Genomic DNA, 14,621 nt, shown 5'->3' with positions numbered 1-14,621 from the left:
TCCGGCGGTTTCAGCGATTGGCGGAAGGTCGAGTGGGGCAAAATGTTGCGATGTGCTATTTGAATGCCACGAGACCCTGAATTCATTCCCTGAGAGGCAATCATGTTCAACGGCATTCTGATCGACAAAGACGACAGCGGTTATCGCGCCAGCCTGCAGAAAATCGACGAGCAGCAGTTGCCCGAAGGCGATGTGACGGTGCGCGTCGCGAACAGCACGCTCAACTTCAAGGACGGGCTGGCGATTACCGGCAGCAGCCCGGTGGTGCGCAAGTTTCCGATGGTACCGGGGATTGATCTGGCCGGTACGGTCGAGATCAGTTCGCATCCCGACTATAAGGCTGGCGATCAGGTGCTGCTCAACGGTTGGGGCGTGGGCGAAAACCACTGGGGCGGCCTGGCCCAGAAGGCACGGCTCAACGGCGACTGGCTGATTCCACTGCCCAAGGCGTTTTCCGCCGCGCAAGCCATGGCCATTGGCACGGCGGGCTACACGGCGATGCTGTGCATCATGGCGCTGGAGCGTAATGGCGTGACGCCGGAGCAGGGCGAAGTATTGGTTACCGGTGCCAATGGTGGGGTCGGCAGCTTTGCAATCGCCTTGTTGCACAAGCTTGGCTATCGCGTGGTGGCATCTACCGGCCGGGTGTCGGAGCATGAGTATCTGCAGCAATTGGGCGCCAGCGAAATCATTGATCGTGCGACCTTGTCCGAGCCCGGCAAGCCACTGGCGAAGGAGCGTTGGGCGGCGGTGATCGATTCGGTCGGCAGCCACACATTGGCCAACGCCTGCGCCAGCACCCGCGCCGAAGGTACTGTCGCGGCATGCGGTCTGGCTCAGGGCATGGATTTCCCGGCGTCGGTGGCGCCTTTCATCTTGCGTGGTGTGACGCTGGCCGGAATCAACAGCGTGACCCAGCCCAAAGCGCGTCGAATCGAGGCGTGGGAACGTCTGGCCAAGGATCTGGATTTTTCCCTGTTGCCGCTGATCAGCCACGAAATCGGTCTCAGCGAAGCCATCGAAGCGGCCCCGAAGTTGCTCGCCGGGCAGCTGCGCGGACGGGTTGTCGTGGACGTCAATCGCTGACACATTAAGCGCCATCGCGGACCTGCCGGGCCGCACTTCAAAAAAAGGGAGTGGCACTTCGATGGATCTACAACAACAGCACGTTGAGTCGTTCACGGTCTCAGGCTTGCGCGTTCGAACCACCAACGCCGCAGAACACAAGGCCGAGACCGCGAAAATCGGCCCGATGTGGGGGCAATTCTTCGGCAAGAACCTGGCGGAGGCCATTCCCGGCAAGCTGACCGAGTCGCCGATTTACGGGGTGTACTCGGCCTATGAATCGGATGCTTCGGGTGCATTCGATGTGACGGCGGGTGTTGCCGTCGTCAATCCGCAGACGGATTTCGAAACCATTCGGATCGAAAGCGGTGAGTATCTGGTGTTCCAGGGACATGGTGCATTGCCCGATGCGGTCATTGCCACTTGGGGCCGGATCTGGAAGCACTTCGAAGCCAATCCGCAGATTCAGCGACGTTACGCCACTGACTTCGAGGCCTATTTCGGCCCCGAGTCAGTGTCGATTTACATCGGCATCCTCTAAGGCTGCGTTTCCCGGGACAACAACTCACGCTTGCGCTCCACGCCCCAGCGATAGCCCGAAAGGTTGCCGTCGCTGCGGACCACGCGATGGCAAGGGATCGCCACCGCAAGGCTGTTGGCGCCGCAGGCCTGAGCCACGGCCCGAACCGCTTTTGGCGAGCCGATGCGCTGGGCGATGTCGGCATAACTGGCGGTGCTGCCAACCGGTATTTCGCGCAGCGCCTGCCAGACCCGTTCCTGAAACGCGGTGCCCCGTACATCCAGTGGCAGATCGAGACCGATTGCCGGCGCTTCGATAAAGCCGACGACGTGGGCGATCAGTTGTTCGAACTCGGCGTCGGCTCCGATCAGGTTGGCCCGGCGAAACTGATCCTGCAGGTCGCAGACCAGTTGATGGGGATCGTCCCCCAACAGAATCGCGCAAATTCCTCGATCACTCTGTGCCACCAGAATGGCGCCGAGCGAGCATTGGCCGACCGCAAAACGAATGTCGTTGTTTTGCCCGGCGGCCCGGAAGTCGCCGGGCTTCATGCCCAGCAACTGGTCAGCGGCTTCATAGAAACGGCTGTTGGAGTTGAAGCCGGCGTCGTACAACGCGTCGGTCACCGAGTCGCCATCCGCCAACCGTTGCCGCACTCTGCGTGAACGGTGCGCCGCGGCGTAACCCTTGGGCGTCAGGCCGGTGGCGGCTTTGAATACCCGATGGAAATGGAATGAGCTCAGGCCGGCGGCATCCGCCAGTTCGTTGAGCGCTGGCAGGGTTTCGGCGGTTTCGATCTGTCGGCACGCAGCGGCTACCGTTGCGGCATGTTGCGCGGCCACGTCGCTTTGATCCTTGCTCGCCCGTTTGCTGGGGCGATAACCCGCTGCCTCGGCCTCTTCGGCGGTGTCGAAGAATTCGACATTCTGCGGCTTGGGCAAACGCGCCAGGCTGCTAGGACGGCAATAGATGCCAGTGGTTTTCACTGCGTAGACAAATTGACCGTCCGCCCGTGGGTCGCGGGCGACGACGGCGGACCAGCGTGGATCGTCTTCAATGTTCAGCGGGGTCGAAAGCGTTTTCATGATGGAGAGTCCGTTGACCTGTTGAATTTCAGGTTAACCAGTGCCGCCAACCGTAACACTCCGGCCCTTGCGGTCAAACTTTGCGCGGTTATCCGGCGGTGCGAAACGTCAGGTTGAAACGCTGTTCGCCCAACTGCGGATGCCGGCCGTACTTGATCGGCAGGACGCCGTGGTAGCGCAGCCGATCAACGCCACCCCAGATCACCATGTCGCCGTGCAACAGTGGAATGCGCTGGCTCCTGTCGCTGCGGGCGAAACCACCGAACAGGAACATGGCGGGCAAACCCAATGACAGAGAAACGATCGGTGCGGTGTAGGAATGTTCGTCCTTGTCCTGATGCAAAGACATTTTCGCGCCGGGGACATAACGATTGATCAGGCAGGAGTCCGGTATGAAATCGGAAAATCCGACTTGCTTCGCCGCTGTCTGCGCCAGGTCGCGAAAGACTTCGGGCATCTCCGGCCAAGGCTGGTGGCTGAGAGGGTCATCGACCGAGTAACGGTAACCGCTGCGGTCGGTGATCCAGCCAAGCGCTCCGCAACTGCTGGTGGCTACTGACATGCTGAAACCGTCGGGCGTCATCATGTGCCGCAACGGGGCGCGTTCGATGACCGATTTCAGAGCCGGCAATAATTGTTCGATACGGGGAAGGGCGAAGCCGCGCAGCACCCAGGATTGTTCGCCGATCTGCTCAACGCGTCGGGGCTGCTCGGATTCGGTGTCGGCGAACAGATCGAAGTGGGTGTGCATGATGGTCAGGTAGCGTCGTGAAAAATGATGCCCAGAGTATGCCGTTTTCCGCTGTGCAGGCGGCTGACACCGTGGCGCATGGTGACCCGATAGTCGCCGCGCACGCCTTTGACCGGGCGTTGGTTGACGGCAAAGATCAGCGCGTCGCCTTTCTTCAGGTCTATCACCAGTGGGCGAGACTGCATTCTCGGGCGTTGTTCGGTCAGGACGAACTCACCACCGCTGAAATCCTCGCCAGGTTCTGACAGAAGAATCGCGACTTGCAGCGGGAAGATGTGTTCGCCGTACAGGTCCTGATGCAAACAGTTGTAGTCCTGTGGGCCGTATTGCAGCAAGAGCGGGGTAGGCCGCAGTTGACCGGCGGCATGACAGCGCGCAAGAAACTCGCTGTGCAGGGGTGGAAAGCGTTGCGGCAAGCCCATCCGTTCATGCCAGCGATTGGCCAGGGGAACAAGGCGCGGATAAAGCGCATTGCGCAGGCGCTCCACCAATGGAGGCAACGGGTAGCGCAGATACTTGTATTCGCCGCGACCGAAACCGTGGCGGGCCATGATCACCTGTGAGCGGAACGGTTCGCTTTGCGGGTACAGCGCACGCAGGCGATCACAGGTTTGCGGGCGCAACAGCGAACGGATGATGGCGCAACCGTCCTGATCCAGTTGTTGTTCCAGTGCGGCCCAGTCGAGCGCATCGAGGGGCGATTCGGGTGACATCGGCATACTGATTCCTTGGCTTGCGTCCAGGTGATCAGTCTAGGCAGCCCGCCAGGCCGGAACACTCCGGCGCTTGCGGTCGAATTGTCACCCGCGTCTTACAACGCCTTGCTGACGCTGATGTCGCTGATCACGTCTTCGCTCTGGCCGTGCAGGGCATCCAGCGCAGCCTTGGCTTCTTCCGGCGTGCCGTTTTCCAGCTGGGCGAATTCGAAGCGGCGCTCGCCGTTCAGTTTGTACTTGATGACGTATTTGGTCGTTTGGGCCACGGTCATGCTTACCTGATTGCGTTAAGGGAGCCGATCAGCTGAGTTTCGAGCTGGAGCGACGGATGATCTTGATCGAGTGCGTCAGGGTCGGCTTGCGGGTCACACTGATCGCACGGCGGTTGACGGTGTCGATGGTGATGTTCCAGAACCCGGTGCTCGGCGCGGTGATGCGGGCCGGAAAGGTGTCGAACGCGCCGCCGTGATAGGTATGACGGCCGCCGTTCTTGAAGCTGCGAAAGTTGGCGTCGTTCATCAGACGGATGTTGCAGGTTTGTGAGCACTGGATGACGACGATGTCGTCTTCGTTGAGGTGCTCGCGCTGGTGAATAAATTTCATGGGCGCCTCCAGAAGGGCTTTTTCTACAAAATCAAAACGATAGCAGGGTCGATTGGCGCAGTTTATCAGCCCGGACAGGTTATTATCCGGCCGTCGGGCGCCGCTTTGACAATTAAAAACAGTTATTCGCGATTTCATGTGCGTTAAATGCAATGAGCCTCGGAGAAAAACGGCATTCACGCTGTCCGAGGGTCTTTATAGGAGATTCTGTATGAAGTGGGGTGTGGTCTTTGTGCCGTTGGCATTGGCGATGGGTGGTTGCGCAAGTGTTTCGGAAATCAATGAAACACTGCCGACCATGAGCGTCATTTCCGGCAAGAAACCCCACGAGTACGCACAGTGTCTGGCCGACAAGCTGGCGCAAAGCCGCGGGGCCCTGCAAATGGAGCCGCACAAGGACGGGGTTCGGGTGATCGTGCCAGGGAAGTTGTCGTCCGGCCCGGCAGCGGTGTTTGACATTGAGGACCGCTCCGGCGGCAGCAGCATCAAGTTGCACGAGCGCATGTCCAACGTGCCGATACGTCCAAGGGATGTGCGCAATGCCGCCACGGTGTGCATTTCCGGCTGATAAACTGTCAGTCATCGGTATTGATGCCGTCCAGGTCACGCCTGGGCGGCATTGTCATTTCTGGAGATGTGCATGAAGCGAGAACAGGTGCGCGAGCGCCATAAAGAGGGGCTGATCGCGGCCACCCATGTGATTCAGAACCCGGCGAATTCGGGTGAATGGATCGTGTTTTTCAAGAAGAGCGCCGGGCGCAGTTATTTTCTGGTGGATGAAAACGACGAAGTCGAATCGTTTGGCCGTCTGGATGACCTGATTGAGGTCGTTCGCGGGCTAGGGATCAAGTTCGCCGAAATTCACATGTAAAACCTACTTGCAGACCACCACGACACTACGGTTCTTGTAGTTGCCGACATCGATACCCAGCGTTTTGTCGCTTTCCTTGGACGCCGGTGTGCCATCGGTTCCGACGATGCGATAGCCGGTGCCGGCGCAGGAGGCATCAGCCTTTTCATAACAGGTTGCCCAGGAATTGGCCTCGCCGGAGCAATCGATGCTCAACCCTTGCTCGCCGTTGTCCAGGTAAGTGGGTTGAGAGCTGGCGCAGCCGGCCAGGGCCAGAAGTGCTAACAGGGGCAGCATGCGGTGCAGCGTACGGGTGTTCATGGCGATGTCGTCTTCGGAAGGAGAGGGCTAGACGCTATGACAGCGCCGGCATGAAAAGGTTATAGCGATTGGCCACATCTTCATGTTCAAAAAAAGCCCCGCGCAATGGCAGGGCTCTGGATGCGTTACAGCTGATCAGTCCTGATCCTTACCGCGACGCTTCGGTGCAGGAGGCGTGTAATCAAGCACCGCGGCTACCTCAATCGCCATCGCTTCAGTGGGCAATGGACCGGACACATCTTCGCCGTTGGCGGCGGTGATATGCCACTGGCCATCTTTTGCCTTGGCGACGGTGTACCCGTTGATGATTTTTGCTGCGGACATCTAGCGGCCTCGTTGGCTGGTTCAAAGGCGTCATGATAACGGGAAACGGGCAAGCGGGCGCGGGTCGATGCGGTGTTCCTGAATCTTTGGGCTACGCTGAATGCGCAGCTTCTGCGTGCGGATTGAACTATCCGCCAGAATATTTCTCTATGTTGACATCGGTTAGCCAGTGCGGGGCATTGTAAGGTGCACGCCGCCTGATTAGACTGCGCCGAAACTCGTACACACAGCCCTTTCAAGGACTTATATGATCAAGAAATGCTTGTTCCCAGCAGCCGGTTACGGTACTCGCTTCCTTCCAGCGACTAAAGCCATGCCCAAAGAAATGCTGCCGGTGGTAAACAAGCCACTGATCCAGTACGGCGTCGAAGAAGCTCTGGATGCTGGTCTGACTGAGATCTCCATCGTGACCGGCCGTGGCAAGCGTGCCCTGGAAGACCACTTCGACATCAGCTATGAGCTGGAAAACCAGATCAAGGGCACCGACAAAGAGAAATACCTGGTCGGTATCCGCAAGCTGTTGGACGAGTGCTCGTTCTCCTACACCCGTCAGACTGAAATGAAAGGCCTGGGTCATGCGATCCTGACCGGTCGTCCGCTGATCGGCGATGAGCCGTTTGCCGTGGTGCTGGCGGACGACCTGTGCGTCAACCTCGAAGGCGACGGCGTACTGACCCAGATGGTCAAGCTGTACAAGCAGTTCCGCTGCTCGATCATCGCCATCCAGGAAGTCGATCCGGCAGAAACCAGCAAGTACGGCGTCATTGCCGGCGAGATGATCCGCGACGACATCTACCGCGTACACAGCATGGTCGAGAAGCCAAAGCCGGAAGACGCGCCGTCCAACCTGGCGATCATTGGTCGTTACATCCTGACTCCGGACATCTTCGACCTGATCGAACAGACCGAGCCAGGCAAGGGTGGTGAAATCCAGATCACCGACGCCCTGATGAAGCAAGCCCAGAACGGCTGCGTAATGGCCTACAAGTTCAAGGGCAAGCGTTTCGACTGCGGTGGTGCCGAGGGTTACATCGAGGCAACCAACTTCTGCTTCGAAAACTTCTACAAGACTGGCAAGGCCTACTGATAGCGCCTGATCTGTCTGTACGAAAAAGCCACCTTCGGGTGGCTTTTTCATTTTTCGCCCCTATATCGGCAGGAGTGCTTGCCCAGCGGACGACGCCGGGTATGCTGATCGCCTGCCGAGGAGATAGAAATGGCCTACGATTTTGACCTTTATGTGATTGGTGCCGGATCCGGCGGTGTGCGAGCTGCGCGTTTTGCTGCCGGTTTCGGTGCAAAAGTGGCGGTGGCCGAGAGCCGTTATCTGGGCGGCACCTGCGTCAATGTCGGCTGTGTGCCGAAAAAACTGCTGGTGTACGGCGCGCATTTCGCCGAAGACTTTGAACAGTCGTCCGGTTTCGGCTGGAGCTTGGGTGAGGCGAATTTCGATTGGGCGACCCTGATCGCCAACAAGGATCGCGAGATCAATCGCCTGAACGGCATTTATCGCAATCTGCTGGTCAACAGTGGCGTGACCCTGCACGAAGCTCACGCGAAGATCGTTGGCCCGCATGAGGTCGAGGTCAATGGTGAGCGTTTCACCGCGAAAAATATTCTGATCGCCACGGGCGGCTGGCCGCAGATTCCGGAAATTCCGGGGCATGAGCATGCCATCAGCTCCAATCAGGCGTTTTTCCTGAAAGAGCTGCCCAAGCGTGTCCTGGTCGTCGGCGGCGGTTACATTGCGGTCGAATTTGCCGGAATCTTCCATGGTCTGGGTGCGGAGACCACGTTGCTGTATCGCGGTGATCTGTTCCTGCGCGGCTTCGACGGCTCGGTGCGCAAGCATCTGCAGGAAGAGTTGACCAAGCGCGGCATGAATCTGCAGTTCAATGCCGACATCGAGCGGATCGACAAGCAAGCGGATGGCAGCCTGAAGGCGACCCTCAAGGATGGTCGTGTACTGGAAGCGGACTGCGTGTTCTACGCCACCGGTCGGCGTCCGATGCTGGACAATCTCGGGCTGGAAAATACCGAGGTGCAGCTGGATGAGAAGGGCTTTATCAAGGTCGATGAGCAATACCAGACCACCGAGCCGTCAATTCTTGCGCTGGGCGATGTCATCGGTCGCGTTCAACTGACGCCGGTGGCGCTGGCTGAAGGCATGGCGGTGGCGCGACGTCTGTTCAAGCCAGAGCAATACCGCCCGGTGGATTACAAGATGATCCCGACAGCAGTGTTCAGCCTGCCGAATATCGGCACCGTCGGCTTGACTGAAGAAGAGGCGCGGAAGGCGGGGCACGACGTGGTGATCTACGAAAGCCGTTTCCGCCCGATGAAACTGACCCTGACCGAATGCCAGGAGCGCACGCTGATGAAGCTGGTGGTCGATGGCAAAACCGATAAGGTGCTGGGCTGCCACATGGTCGGGCCGGATGCCGGCGAGATCGTGCAGGGCCTGGCGATCGCGCTGAAGGCCGGCGCAACCAAACGTGACTTCGACGACACCATCGGGGTGCACCCGACGGCGGCCGAAGAGTTTGTCACCATGCGCACGCCGGTCGGCGCTTAATCGTCCTTTGAAGTTTTTGCGTCTGGCGCTGCCGCAGCGGTAGTGGCCAGGCGCAAACTGTCCTGAGCCTGGGTCAGTTGCTTTTCCAGTGACTGGTTGAGTTGGGCGTGCTCGTCGACGCTCTGCTTGAGTGTCTGGCTGTCCAGCAATGCCACGCGCAAACGTTCCTGGAGGAGGGTGCGTTCGCTGTCAACACGCGTCGCTTGCTCCAGCAGTTGATCCTGACGTTGATTGCTGTGTTTGAGCTGATCCTGCAGCAGGCTCAGTTCCCGCAATGTGCCGCGGTTTTCGGTCAGCAAGCGTTCGTTGTCGCGGTGCAATTGAGTGATTTCATCCTGGCGTACCAGTGCGCTTTGCTGCGCCTGACGCAATTCCATCTGCAACTGCTGAACCTGACTTTCGTGACGGCTCTGTTCCTGTTCGCGCTGCTCCTTGACGGCATTGCGGTAATGCTCAAGCGCGTCGCGAGCGTGCAGGTGCTTTTCTTCCAGCGAGCGGATCTGCTCGTCCTTGTCCTGCAAGCGTAATTCGAAATCTGCCAGCGCCTGATTCAGGCCGGCATTGCGTGTCTGTTCGGTTTGCAGCATCGAGCGGGTGTCGCTCAAGGCTTCGGACTCTTTGGCCAGCGCAGCGCCCTGGATGTCGTGCTTTTGCTCCAGTTGCGCATGGTTCTGACGGAGCTGATTCAGCTCTGCTTCCAATGCCTGTCGTTGCTGCTCGTACTGTTCGCGAGCCTGGTCAATCGGCTCCTGTGCTTGTTCTTTCAGGCGTTGCGCCAGGCGCGTGACGAGCGCCAGCAGCTCGTCATCAATCGGTTCTGCCGACGGATCAGCCGGTTCGCTGCCGTCATCCAGCTCCTTCAGATAGCGATGAATAGTGGTTTTCGATCCGGTGTTGCCCAGCTCGATGCGTACTGCGTCGATGCTTGGGTGTTCGCCACGGGCGAGGATCGCTGAGCGCGCGATCTGGACTACTGCTTTGTTAACGCCGCCACGGGCCATATGTGCTCCTACGATTACGTACTGTGGTACATGCCACCAAAGTACGCAGTGTACCATGCTGAAAATAAAGTTAAATGTTTCAAGATGAACGGGCGGGATATACTGGTATTACCCCGTGTGAAGCGCCAGAATCCGCTTTTCAATCTTCAAATCAGTACATCTGCGAGAAATCAGCCCATGAGCGATATCGATCGCTATCTGCAAGCCGCCACCCGTGACAACACCCGCCGCAGCTATCGTGCGGCCGTCGAGCATTTCGAAACGGTATGGGGCGGGTTCCTGCCCGCGACGGCTGACAGTGTCGCGCGGTATCTGGTGGCTCATGCAGGCGTGCTGTCGGTCAATACGCTGAAGTTGCGCTTGTCGGCACTCGCGCAGTGGCACAACAGTCAGGGGTTCGCCGATCCGACCAAGACGCCAGTGGTGCGCAAAGTCTTTAAGGGCATCCGTGCGCTGCATCCCGCGCAGGAAAAACAGGCCGAGCCGTTGCAACTGCGTGATCTTGAACAGACCGTGGCCTGGCTTGAACAGGAAATGAAAGAGGCCCGAGAACAACAGGACCGGCCGTTGCTACTCAGAGCCTGTAGGGATCGAGCGCTGATTCTTCTGGGGTTCTGGCGGGGCTTTCGCAGTGACGAGCTGTGCCGGGTGCAGATCGAGCATGTGCAGGCCCACGCCGGCAGCGGTATCACCCTGTACCTGCCGCGCAGCAAGGGCGACCGGGAAAACCTCGGTCAGACCTATCAGGCCCCTGCGTTGCTGAAGCTGTGCCCGGTGCAGGCTTACATCGACTGGATCACCGAAGCGGCGCTCGTACGCGGCCCGGTGTTTCGAGGTGTCGATCGCTGGGGCAATCTGAGCGAGGAGGGCTTGCACGCCAACAGCGTGATTCCGCTGCTGCGTCAGGCCCTGGAACGCGCCGGGATCTCCGCCGAGCGCTACACCAGCCACTCGTTGCGGCGCGGCTTTGCCACCTGGGCTCATCAAAGCGGCTGGGATCTCAAGTCGTTGATGAGTTACGTGGGCTGGAAGGATATGAAGTCCGCCATGCGCTATGTTGAAGCGAGCCCCTTTCACGGGATGGCCCGGATTACGGATAAGCCGTTGTCGTCGTAGATATCGTTTTCTTCTATTAATACAGTCAGCTAATAGCGAAAACAAATCAGCAGCATCAGGTTTGCCAATGAGCCATCCGTCGAGTGAGTGGGTAGGATTCACCCATCGAATTCACAACCCTGACGGAGAGTCATCAATGCCTATCATCAACAGCCAAGTAAAACCGTTCAAAGCTACCGCGTTCAAAAACGGCGACTTCGTACAAGTCTCGGACGCTGACCTGAAAGGCAAATGGTCCGTAGTGTTCTTCTACCCAGCCGACTTCACCTTCGTTTGCCCAACCGAGCTGGAAGACCTGGCCGACAACTACGCTGCCTTCCAGAAACTGGGCGTAGAAATCTACAGCGTTTCGACCGACACCCACTTTGCCCACGCTGCCTGGCACAACACTTCGCCAGCCATCGGCAAAATCGAATACACCATGATCGGCGACCCGACCCACGTCATCTCCCGCAACTTCGACGTACTGATCGAAGAAGCTGGTCTGGCTGACCGTGGCACCTTCGTGATCAACCCTGAAGGCCAGATCAAAATCGTTGAACTGAACGATGGCGGCGTTGGCCGTGACGCTTCCGAGCTGCTGCGCAAAATCAAGGCTGCTCAGTACGTTGCTGCTCACCCAGGCGAAGTTTGCCCAGCCAAGTGGAAAGAAGGCGAGGCCACTCTGGCTCCGTCCCTGGACCTGGTCGGCAAGATCTAAGTCTGTGACACGCAACGCAGGGCGGAACTCCGCACCTACCTAAGTAAGCTGCACCGCCCAATAGAAAAGCCCGGGCGAGATTCGCTCGGGCTTTTTTTCGTCTCAAATAAAGTCAGGAGATCGCCCGTATGTTGGACGCCAATCTTAAAGCCCAGTTGAAATCGTACCTGGAACGGGTCACCCAGCCGATCGAGATCGTTGCTTCACTCGACGACGGTGCGAAATCCCGTGAAATGCTCGACCTGCTGAAAGACGTTGCCAGTCTTTCGCACCAGATTACTTTGATCGACAGCGGCGACGATGCACGCAAACCGTCGTTCTCGATCAACCGCCCGGGTGCCGACATCAGCCTGCGTTTCGCCGGCATCCCGATGGGCCATGAATTCACTTCGCTGGTGCTGGCCCTGCTGCAAGTCGGTGGCCACCCTTCGAAGGCCAGTGTCGAAGTGATCGAACAGATCCGCTCGCTGAAGGGCGAGTTCAACTTCGAGACTTACTTCTCGCTGTCCTGCCAGAACTGCCCGGACGTGGTTCAGGCGCTGAACCTGATGGCCGTGCTGAACCCGAACATCCGCCACGTCGCCATCGACGGCGCGCTGTTCCAGGACGAAGTCAACGATCGCAAGATCATGGCCGTGCCGAGCATTTACCTGAACGGCGAAAACTTCGGCCAGGGCCGCATGGGCCTGGAAGAAATCCTCGCCAAACTCGACACCGGCGCCATCGAGCGTCAGGCCGAGAAAATCAGCGCCAAGCAGGCTTTTGATGTGTTGGTCGTCGGCGGTGGCCCGGCTGGTGCTTCGGCGGCAATCTATGCGGCACGTAAAGGTATTCGTACCGGCGTTGCGGCCGAGCGTTTCGGCGGTCAGGTGCTGGACACCATGGCCATCGAGAACTTCATTTCCGTACAGGAAACCGAAGGCCCGAAACTTGCGACCGCGCTGGAAGAACACGTCAAGCAGTACGACGTCGACATCATGAACCTGCAGCGTGCCGACAAGCTGATTCCGGGCAAGAACGGCGAGTTGCACGAGGTTCGCTTTGCCAGCGGCGCAACCCTCAAAGCCAAGAGCGTGATTCTGGCGACCGGTGCGCGGTGGCGAGAAATGAACGTGCCGGGCGAACAGGAATACCGCAACAAAGGCGTGGCGTACTGCCCGCACTGCGACGGTCCGCTGTTCAAAGGCAAGCGTGTGGCGGTGATTGGCGGCGGTAACTCCGGCGTCGAGGCGGCCATCGACCTGGCCGGTATCGTGTCCCACGTAACCTTGCTTGAGTTCGACGTACAACTGCGTGCCGACGCGGTCTTGCAACGCAAGCTGCACAGCCTGCCGAACGTCACCGTGATCACCAGTGCGTTGACCACTGAAGTCACCGGCGACGGGCAGAAGGTCAACGGCCTGCGTTACAAGGATCGCAACAGTGACGAGCTGCGCACTGTCGAGCTGGAAGGGATCTTTGTGCAGATCGGTCTGCTGCCTAACACCGATTGGCTCAAAGGCACCATCGAGCTGTCGCCGCGCGGCGAGATCATCGTCGACAACCGTGGTGAAACCTCGATCCCCGGCATCTTCGCTGCCGGTGACGTGACCACCGTGCCGTACAAGCAGATCGTGATTGCGGTAGGCGAGGGCGCCAAGGCTTCCCTCAGCGCCTTCGATCACCTGATCCGCACTTCAGCGCCGGCGTAAATCCCGGGCCTGAAAAAGAAAAACCCCATCAGCGATGATGGGGTTTTTTATTTCTTCAACGTCCTCTCCCCAAGGAAGAGAGGTTTAGGCGCTTACAGCGGCGCCGGCTGAATGATCTCGACCCAGTAGCCATCCGGGTCCTTGATGAACGCCAGGCTTTTCATGCGGCCATCGGTCAGGCGCTTCTGGAAGTCACAGCCCAGTTCTTCGAAACGTGCGCAGGCGGCGACGATGTCCGGCACCGAAATGCAGATGTGGCCAAAACCGCGCGGATCGGTGTTGCCGTTGTGATAAGCGAAGTCCGCGTCGTTCTCGGTGCCGTGGTTGTGGGTCAGTTCCAGGATGCCGGGAATCGACTTCATCCACTCGGTGCGCGCGGCGGCGTCGGCCGGAATCTGCGATTTGTCGACCAAGGCGAGGAAGTACAGGCTGAATTCCGCTTCCGGGAAGTCACGTTTTTCCACCAGCGAGAAACCCAGCACGCGGGTGTAGAAATCCAGCGACTTGGTGATGTCCTTCACGCGCAGCATGGTGTGGTTGAAGACGAAGTTGCGGGTTGCGCTGTCCGGGGTGGCGGTCACGCCAGGGAAAGTGTTCAGTTCTTGCAGGCTCATGAGCCCTCCGTAACAAATTGGGGCGAGTGAATGGGCGCAATGATACGCATGCCTTGCGGCATCGCCAAACCGAAAGCGCGGGCTTGCCCTGCAAGCGGGCGAGCCTCAGACTTTACGGCTCAATCCGCGAGTGCCTCTGGTAATGATCCGACCGTTCAAATCGCTGTTCGTTTTCTTCGGCTTGTCCCTCATCGCGGCTGCGGCCTGCGCCGAGGCGCCGAGCATTACCTGGCCCGCCGGCTGGCAAGTCGAAGCGCTGCCCGAAACCGCACCGGAGGTTTCCCGTCAGCGGGCGGTGAAGACTGATGCCGATGGCAATCAGGTCATGGTGATGGAGTTGACGATGACGCGTGTGGAAACGGGTCATCAGGTCAATTTGCAAGGCGTGTTGCTGGAGATGCGCAAGTCGGTACAGAAAGACTTTTTCCAGGGCGGCTATCAGAGTGTCTGCAACAAGGTTCATTCGAGTACGCTCGGTTCACTGGCGGCGCTTGAAACCACTTGTACCGTCACCGAAAACGGCCGTCATGTGCTGTCACAAACATTGGTTGCCGCAGTAGAGGCAGACAAAGCCTATGTACTTTCCTATGCCGGGCAGGCCGAGGTTTACAAGGCCAGTGCGGATGAAATAGTGGCGGCGAGAAACAGCTTGAAATTTTAGTCATCTGTTCGGTGGTCAGTGGGGCGTT

The 14,621-nt window shown here is 58.7% G+C and carries 19 protein-coding genes; 10 read left to right on the top strand and 9 right to left on the bottom strand.

Annotation, left to right across the window (positions count from 1 at the left end; translation table 11 throughout):
• Positions 1-102 precede the first annotated feature (102 nt).
• Together acuI and AC1RME_RS06890 are read left to right on the top strand one after the other, a co-directional pair.
• Positions 103-1,086 (top strand): acrylyl-CoA reductase (NADPH), encoded by a 984-nt coding sequence (acuI, locus tag AC1RME_RS06895; protein ID WP_096821545.1) that lies wholly within the window; start codon positions 103-105, stop codon positions 1,084-1,086.
• 61 nt (positions 1,087-1,147) lie between these two features.
• A complete protein-coding gene (locus tag AC1RME_RS06890) occupies positions 1,148-1,606 on the top strand; it encodes a GyrI-like domain-containing protein (protein ID WP_096821543.1) in 459 nt (152 codons plus the stop codon).
• On the opposite strand, the gene ada is transcribed toward AC1RME_RS06890, so the two are convergent.
• The 5 genes from ada to AC1RME_RS06865 form a co-directional block, all read right to left on the bottom strand.
• Positions 1,603-2,670: a bifunctional DNA-binding transcriptional regulator/O6-methylguanine-DNA methyltransferase Ada gene (gene ada, locus AC1RME_RS06885; RefSeq protein WP_096821541.1), complete on the bottom strand. Its 1,068-nt coding sequence runs from the start codon at positions 2,668-2,670 to the stop codon at positions 1,603-1,605. The genes AC1RME_RS06890 and ada overlap by 4 nt on opposite strands.
• Before the next feature lie 88 nt (positions 2,671-2,758).
• Positions 2,759-3,421 carry a DNA oxidative demethylase AlkB gene (gene alkB / locus AC1RME_RS06880; RefSeq protein WP_493090818.1) on the bottom strand — a complete coding sequence of 221 codons (663 nt, stop codon included), beginning with the start codon at positions 3,419-3,421 and terminating at the stop codon, positions 2,759-2,761.
• Between the two features lie 5 nt (positions 3,422-3,426).
• Positions 3,427-4,140 carry a 2OG-Fe(II) oxygenase gene (locus AC1RME_RS06875; RefSeq protein WP_096821538.1) on the bottom strand — a complete coding sequence of 238 codons (714 nt, stop codon included), beginning with the start codon at positions 4,138-4,140 and terminating at the stop codon, positions 3,427-3,429.
• A gap of 92 nt (positions 4,141-4,232) precedes the next feature.
• Complete coding sequence (locus AC1RME_RS06870) at positions 4,233-4,409, bottom strand: hypothetical protein (protein ID WP_169430549.1); 177 nt, start codon at positions 4,407-4,409, stop codon at positions 4,233-4,235.
• Positions 4,410-4,437: 28 nt separating this feature from the next.
• Entirely contained in the window at positions 4,438-4,740 is a 303-nt protein-coding gene (locus AC1RME_RS06865; RefSeq protein ID WP_007958929.1) for a DUF1883 domain-containing protein, read from the bottom strand.
• Positions 4,741-4,951: 211 nt separating this feature from the next.
• On the opposite strand from AC1RME_RS06865, the gene AC1RME_RS06860 reads away from it, so the two are divergent.
• Together AC1RME_RS06860 and AC1RME_RS06855 are read left to right on the top strand one after the other, a co-directional pair.
• Positions 4,952-5,308 carry a hypothetical protein gene (locus AC1RME_RS06860; RefSeq protein ID WP_096821537.1) on the top strand — a complete coding sequence of 119 codons (357 nt, stop codon included), beginning with the start codon at positions 4,952-4,954 and terminating at the stop codon, positions 5,306-5,308.
• Positions 5,309-5,380: 72 nt separating this feature from the next.
• Positions 5,381-5,611 carry a hypothetical protein gene (locus AC1RME_RS06855; protein ID WP_096821535.1) on the top strand — a complete coding sequence of 77 codons (231 nt, stop codon included), beginning with the start codon at positions 5,381-5,383 and terminating at the stop codon, positions 5,609-5,611.
• A gap of 3 nt (positions 5,612-5,614) precedes the next feature.
• Here the strand turns inward: AC1RME_RS06855 and AC1RME_RS06850 are convergent, their stop codons facing one another.
• Complete coding sequence (locus tag AC1RME_RS06850) at positions 5,615-5,896, bottom strand: hypothetical protein (protein WP_176504872.1); 282 nt, start codon at positions 5,894-5,896, stop codon at positions 5,615-5,617.
• A gap of 150 nt (positions 5,897-6,046) precedes the next feature.
• On the bottom strand, positions 6,047-6,235 hold the full coding sequence (locus AC1RME_RS06845) for a hypothetical protein (RefSeq protein ID WP_096821531.1): 189 nt from the start codon (positions 6,233-6,235) through the stop codon (positions 6,047-6,049).
• A gap of 247 nt (positions 6,236-6,482) precedes the next feature.
• Here AC1RME_RS06845 and galU point away from each other — a divergent pair, with 247 nt between their 5' ends.
• Positions 6,483-7,322 carry a UTP--glucose-1-phosphate uridylyltransferase GalU gene (gene galU, locus AC1RME_RS06840; RefSeq protein ID WP_085710029.1) on the top strand — a complete coding sequence of 280 codons (840 nt, stop codon included), beginning with the start codon at positions 6,483-6,485 and terminating at the stop codon, positions 7,320-7,322.
• Between the two features lie 129 nt (positions 7,323-7,451).
• The gene (gene gorA, locus AC1RME_RS06835) at positions 7,452-8,810 is read left to right on the top strand and encodes a glutathione-disulfide reductase (RefSeq protein WP_096821530.1); all 1,359 of its coding nucleotides are present in this window, start codon (positions 7,452-7,454) and stop codon (positions 8,808-8,810) included.
• On the opposite strand, the gene AC1RME_RS06830 is transcribed toward gorA, so the two are convergent.
• Positions 8,807-9,811, bottom strand: coding sequence for a DNA-binding protein (locus AC1RME_RS06830; RefSeq protein ID WP_096821528.1), 1,005 nt, complete (start codon positions 9,809-9,811; stop codon positions 8,807-8,809). The two genes, gorA and AC1RME_RS06830, sit on opposite strands and share 4 nt — an antisense overlap.
• Positions 9,812-9,988: 177 nt before the next feature.
• Between AC1RME_RS06830 and AC1RME_RS06825 the strand changes: the two genes are divergently transcribed.
• The 3 genes from AC1RME_RS06825 to ahpF all read left to right on the top strand — a co-directional run bounded on the left by AC1RME_RS06825 (position 9,989) and on the right by ahpF (position 13,318).
• On the top strand, positions 9,989-10,927 hold the full coding sequence (locus tag AC1RME_RS06825) for a site-specific integrase (RefSeq protein WP_096821526.1): 939 nt from the start codon (positions 9,989-9,991) through the stop codon (positions 10,925-10,927).
• A gap of 136 nt (positions 10,928-11,063) precedes the next feature.
• Positions 11,064-11,627 (top strand): alkyl hydroperoxide reductase subunit C, encoded by a 564-nt coding sequence (gene ahpC / locus AC1RME_RS06820; RefSeq protein WP_003224621.1) that lies wholly within the window; start codon positions 11,064-11,066, stop codon positions 11,625-11,627.
• Between the two features lie 128 nt (positions 11,628-11,755).
• Positions 11,756-13,318, top strand: coding sequence for an alkyl hydroperoxide reductase subunit F (gene ahpF, locus AC1RME_RS06815; RefSeq protein ID WP_096821525.1), 1,563 nt, complete (start codon positions 11,756-11,758; stop codon positions 13,316-13,318).
• A gap of 92 nt (positions 13,319-13,410) precedes the next feature.
• Here ahpF and gloA read toward each other — a convergent pair whose 3' ends face one another.
• A complete protein-coding gene (gene gloA, locus AC1RME_RS06810; RefSeq protein ID WP_065260490.1) occupies positions 13,411-13,932 on the bottom strand; it encodes a lactoylglutathione lyase in 522 nt (173 codons plus the stop codon).
• A 142-nt stretch (positions 13,933-14,074) separates the two neighbouring features.
• On the opposite strand from gloA, the gene AC1RME_RS06805 reads away from it, so the two are divergent.
• Complete coding sequence (locus AC1RME_RS06805) at positions 14,075-14,593, top strand: DUF4946 domain-containing protein (protein ID WP_096821524.1); 519 nt, start codon at positions 14,075-14,077, stop codon at positions 14,591-14,593.
• The last annotated feature ends 28 nt before the right edge of the window (positions 14,594-14,621 follow it).

The sequence above is a fragment of the Pseudomonas sp. GW822-FHT03F08 genome, from assembly GCF_058801265.1.
The sequence above is the reverse complement of the archived record's forward strand: the minus strand, read 5'-3'. Positions and strand labels throughout refer to the sequence as shown.

Excerpts from the sequence above, each read along its gene's own strand:
- AC1RME_RS06875 (WP_096821538.1), bottom strand. The coding sequence starts at position 4,140 with ATGCCGATGTCACCCGAATCGCCCCTCGATGCGCTCGACTGGGCCGCA.
- AC1RME_RS06865 (WP_007958929.1), bottom strand. The coding sequence starts at position 4,740 with ATGAAATTTATTCACCAGCGCGAGCACCTCAACGAAGACGACATCGTC.
- AC1RME_RS06860 (WP_096821537.1), top strand. The coding sequence starts at position 4,952 with ATGAAGTGGGGTGTGGTCTTTGTGCCGTTGGCATTGGCGATGGGTGGT.
- galU (WP_085710029.1), top strand. The coding sequence starts at position 6,483 with ATGATCAAGAAATGCTTGTTCCCAGCAGCCGGTTACGGTACTCGCTTC.
- ada (WP_096821541.1), bottom strand. The coding sequence starts at position 2,670 with ATGAAAACGCTTTCGACCCCGCTGAACATTGAAGACGATCCACGCTGG.
- AC1RME_RS06890 (WP_096821543.1), top strand. The coding sequence starts at position 1,148 with ATGGATCTACAACAACAGCACGTTGAGTCGTTCACGGTCTCAGGCTTG.
- AC1RME_RS06845 (WP_096821531.1), bottom strand. The coding sequence starts at position 6,235 with ATGTCCGCAGCAAAAATCATCAACGGGTACACCGTCGCCAAGGCAAAA.
- AC1RME_RS06825 (WP_096821526.1), top strand. The coding sequence starts at position 9,989 with ATGAGCGATATCGATCGCTATCTGCAAGCCGCCACCCGTGACAACACC.
- AC1RME_RS06870 (WP_169430549.1), bottom strand. The coding sequence starts at position 4,409 with ATGACCGTGGCCCAAACGACCAAATACGTCATCAAGTACAAACTGAAC.
- gloA (WP_065260490.1), bottom strand. The coding sequence starts at position 13,932 with ATGAGCCTGCAAGAACTGAACACTTTCCCTGGCGTGACCGCCACCCCG.
- alkB (WP_493090818.1), bottom strand. The coding sequence starts at position 3,421 with ATGCACACCCACTTCGATCTGTTCGCCGACACCGAATCCGAGCAGCCC.
- acuI (WP_096821545.1), top strand. The coding sequence starts at position 103 with ATGTTCAACGGCATTCTGATCGACAAAGACGACAGCGGTTATCGCGCC.
- ahpF (WP_096821525.1), top strand. The coding sequence starts at position 11,756 with ATGTTGGACGCCAATCTTAAAGCCCAGTTGAAATCGTACCTGGAACGG.
- gorA (WP_096821530.1), top strand. The coding sequence starts at position 7,452 with ATGGCCTACGATTTTGACCTTTATGTGATTGGTGCCGGATCCGGCGGT.
- AC1RME_RS06855 (WP_096821535.1), top strand. The coding sequence starts at position 5,381 with ATGAAGCGAGAACAGGTGCGCGAGCGCCATAAAGAGGGGCTGATCGCG.
- ahpC (WP_003224621.1), top strand. The coding sequence starts at position 11,064 with ATGCCTATCATCAACAGCCAAGTAAAACCGTTCAAAGCTACCGCGTTC.
- AC1RME_RS06805 (WP_096821524.1), top strand. The coding sequence starts at position 14,075 with ATGATCCGACCGTTCAAATCGCTGTTCGTTTTCTTCGGCTTGTCCCTC.
- AC1RME_RS06830 (WP_096821528.1), bottom strand. The coding sequence starts at position 9,811 with ATGGCCCGTGGCGGCGTTAACAAAGCAGTAGTCCAGATCGCGCGCTCA.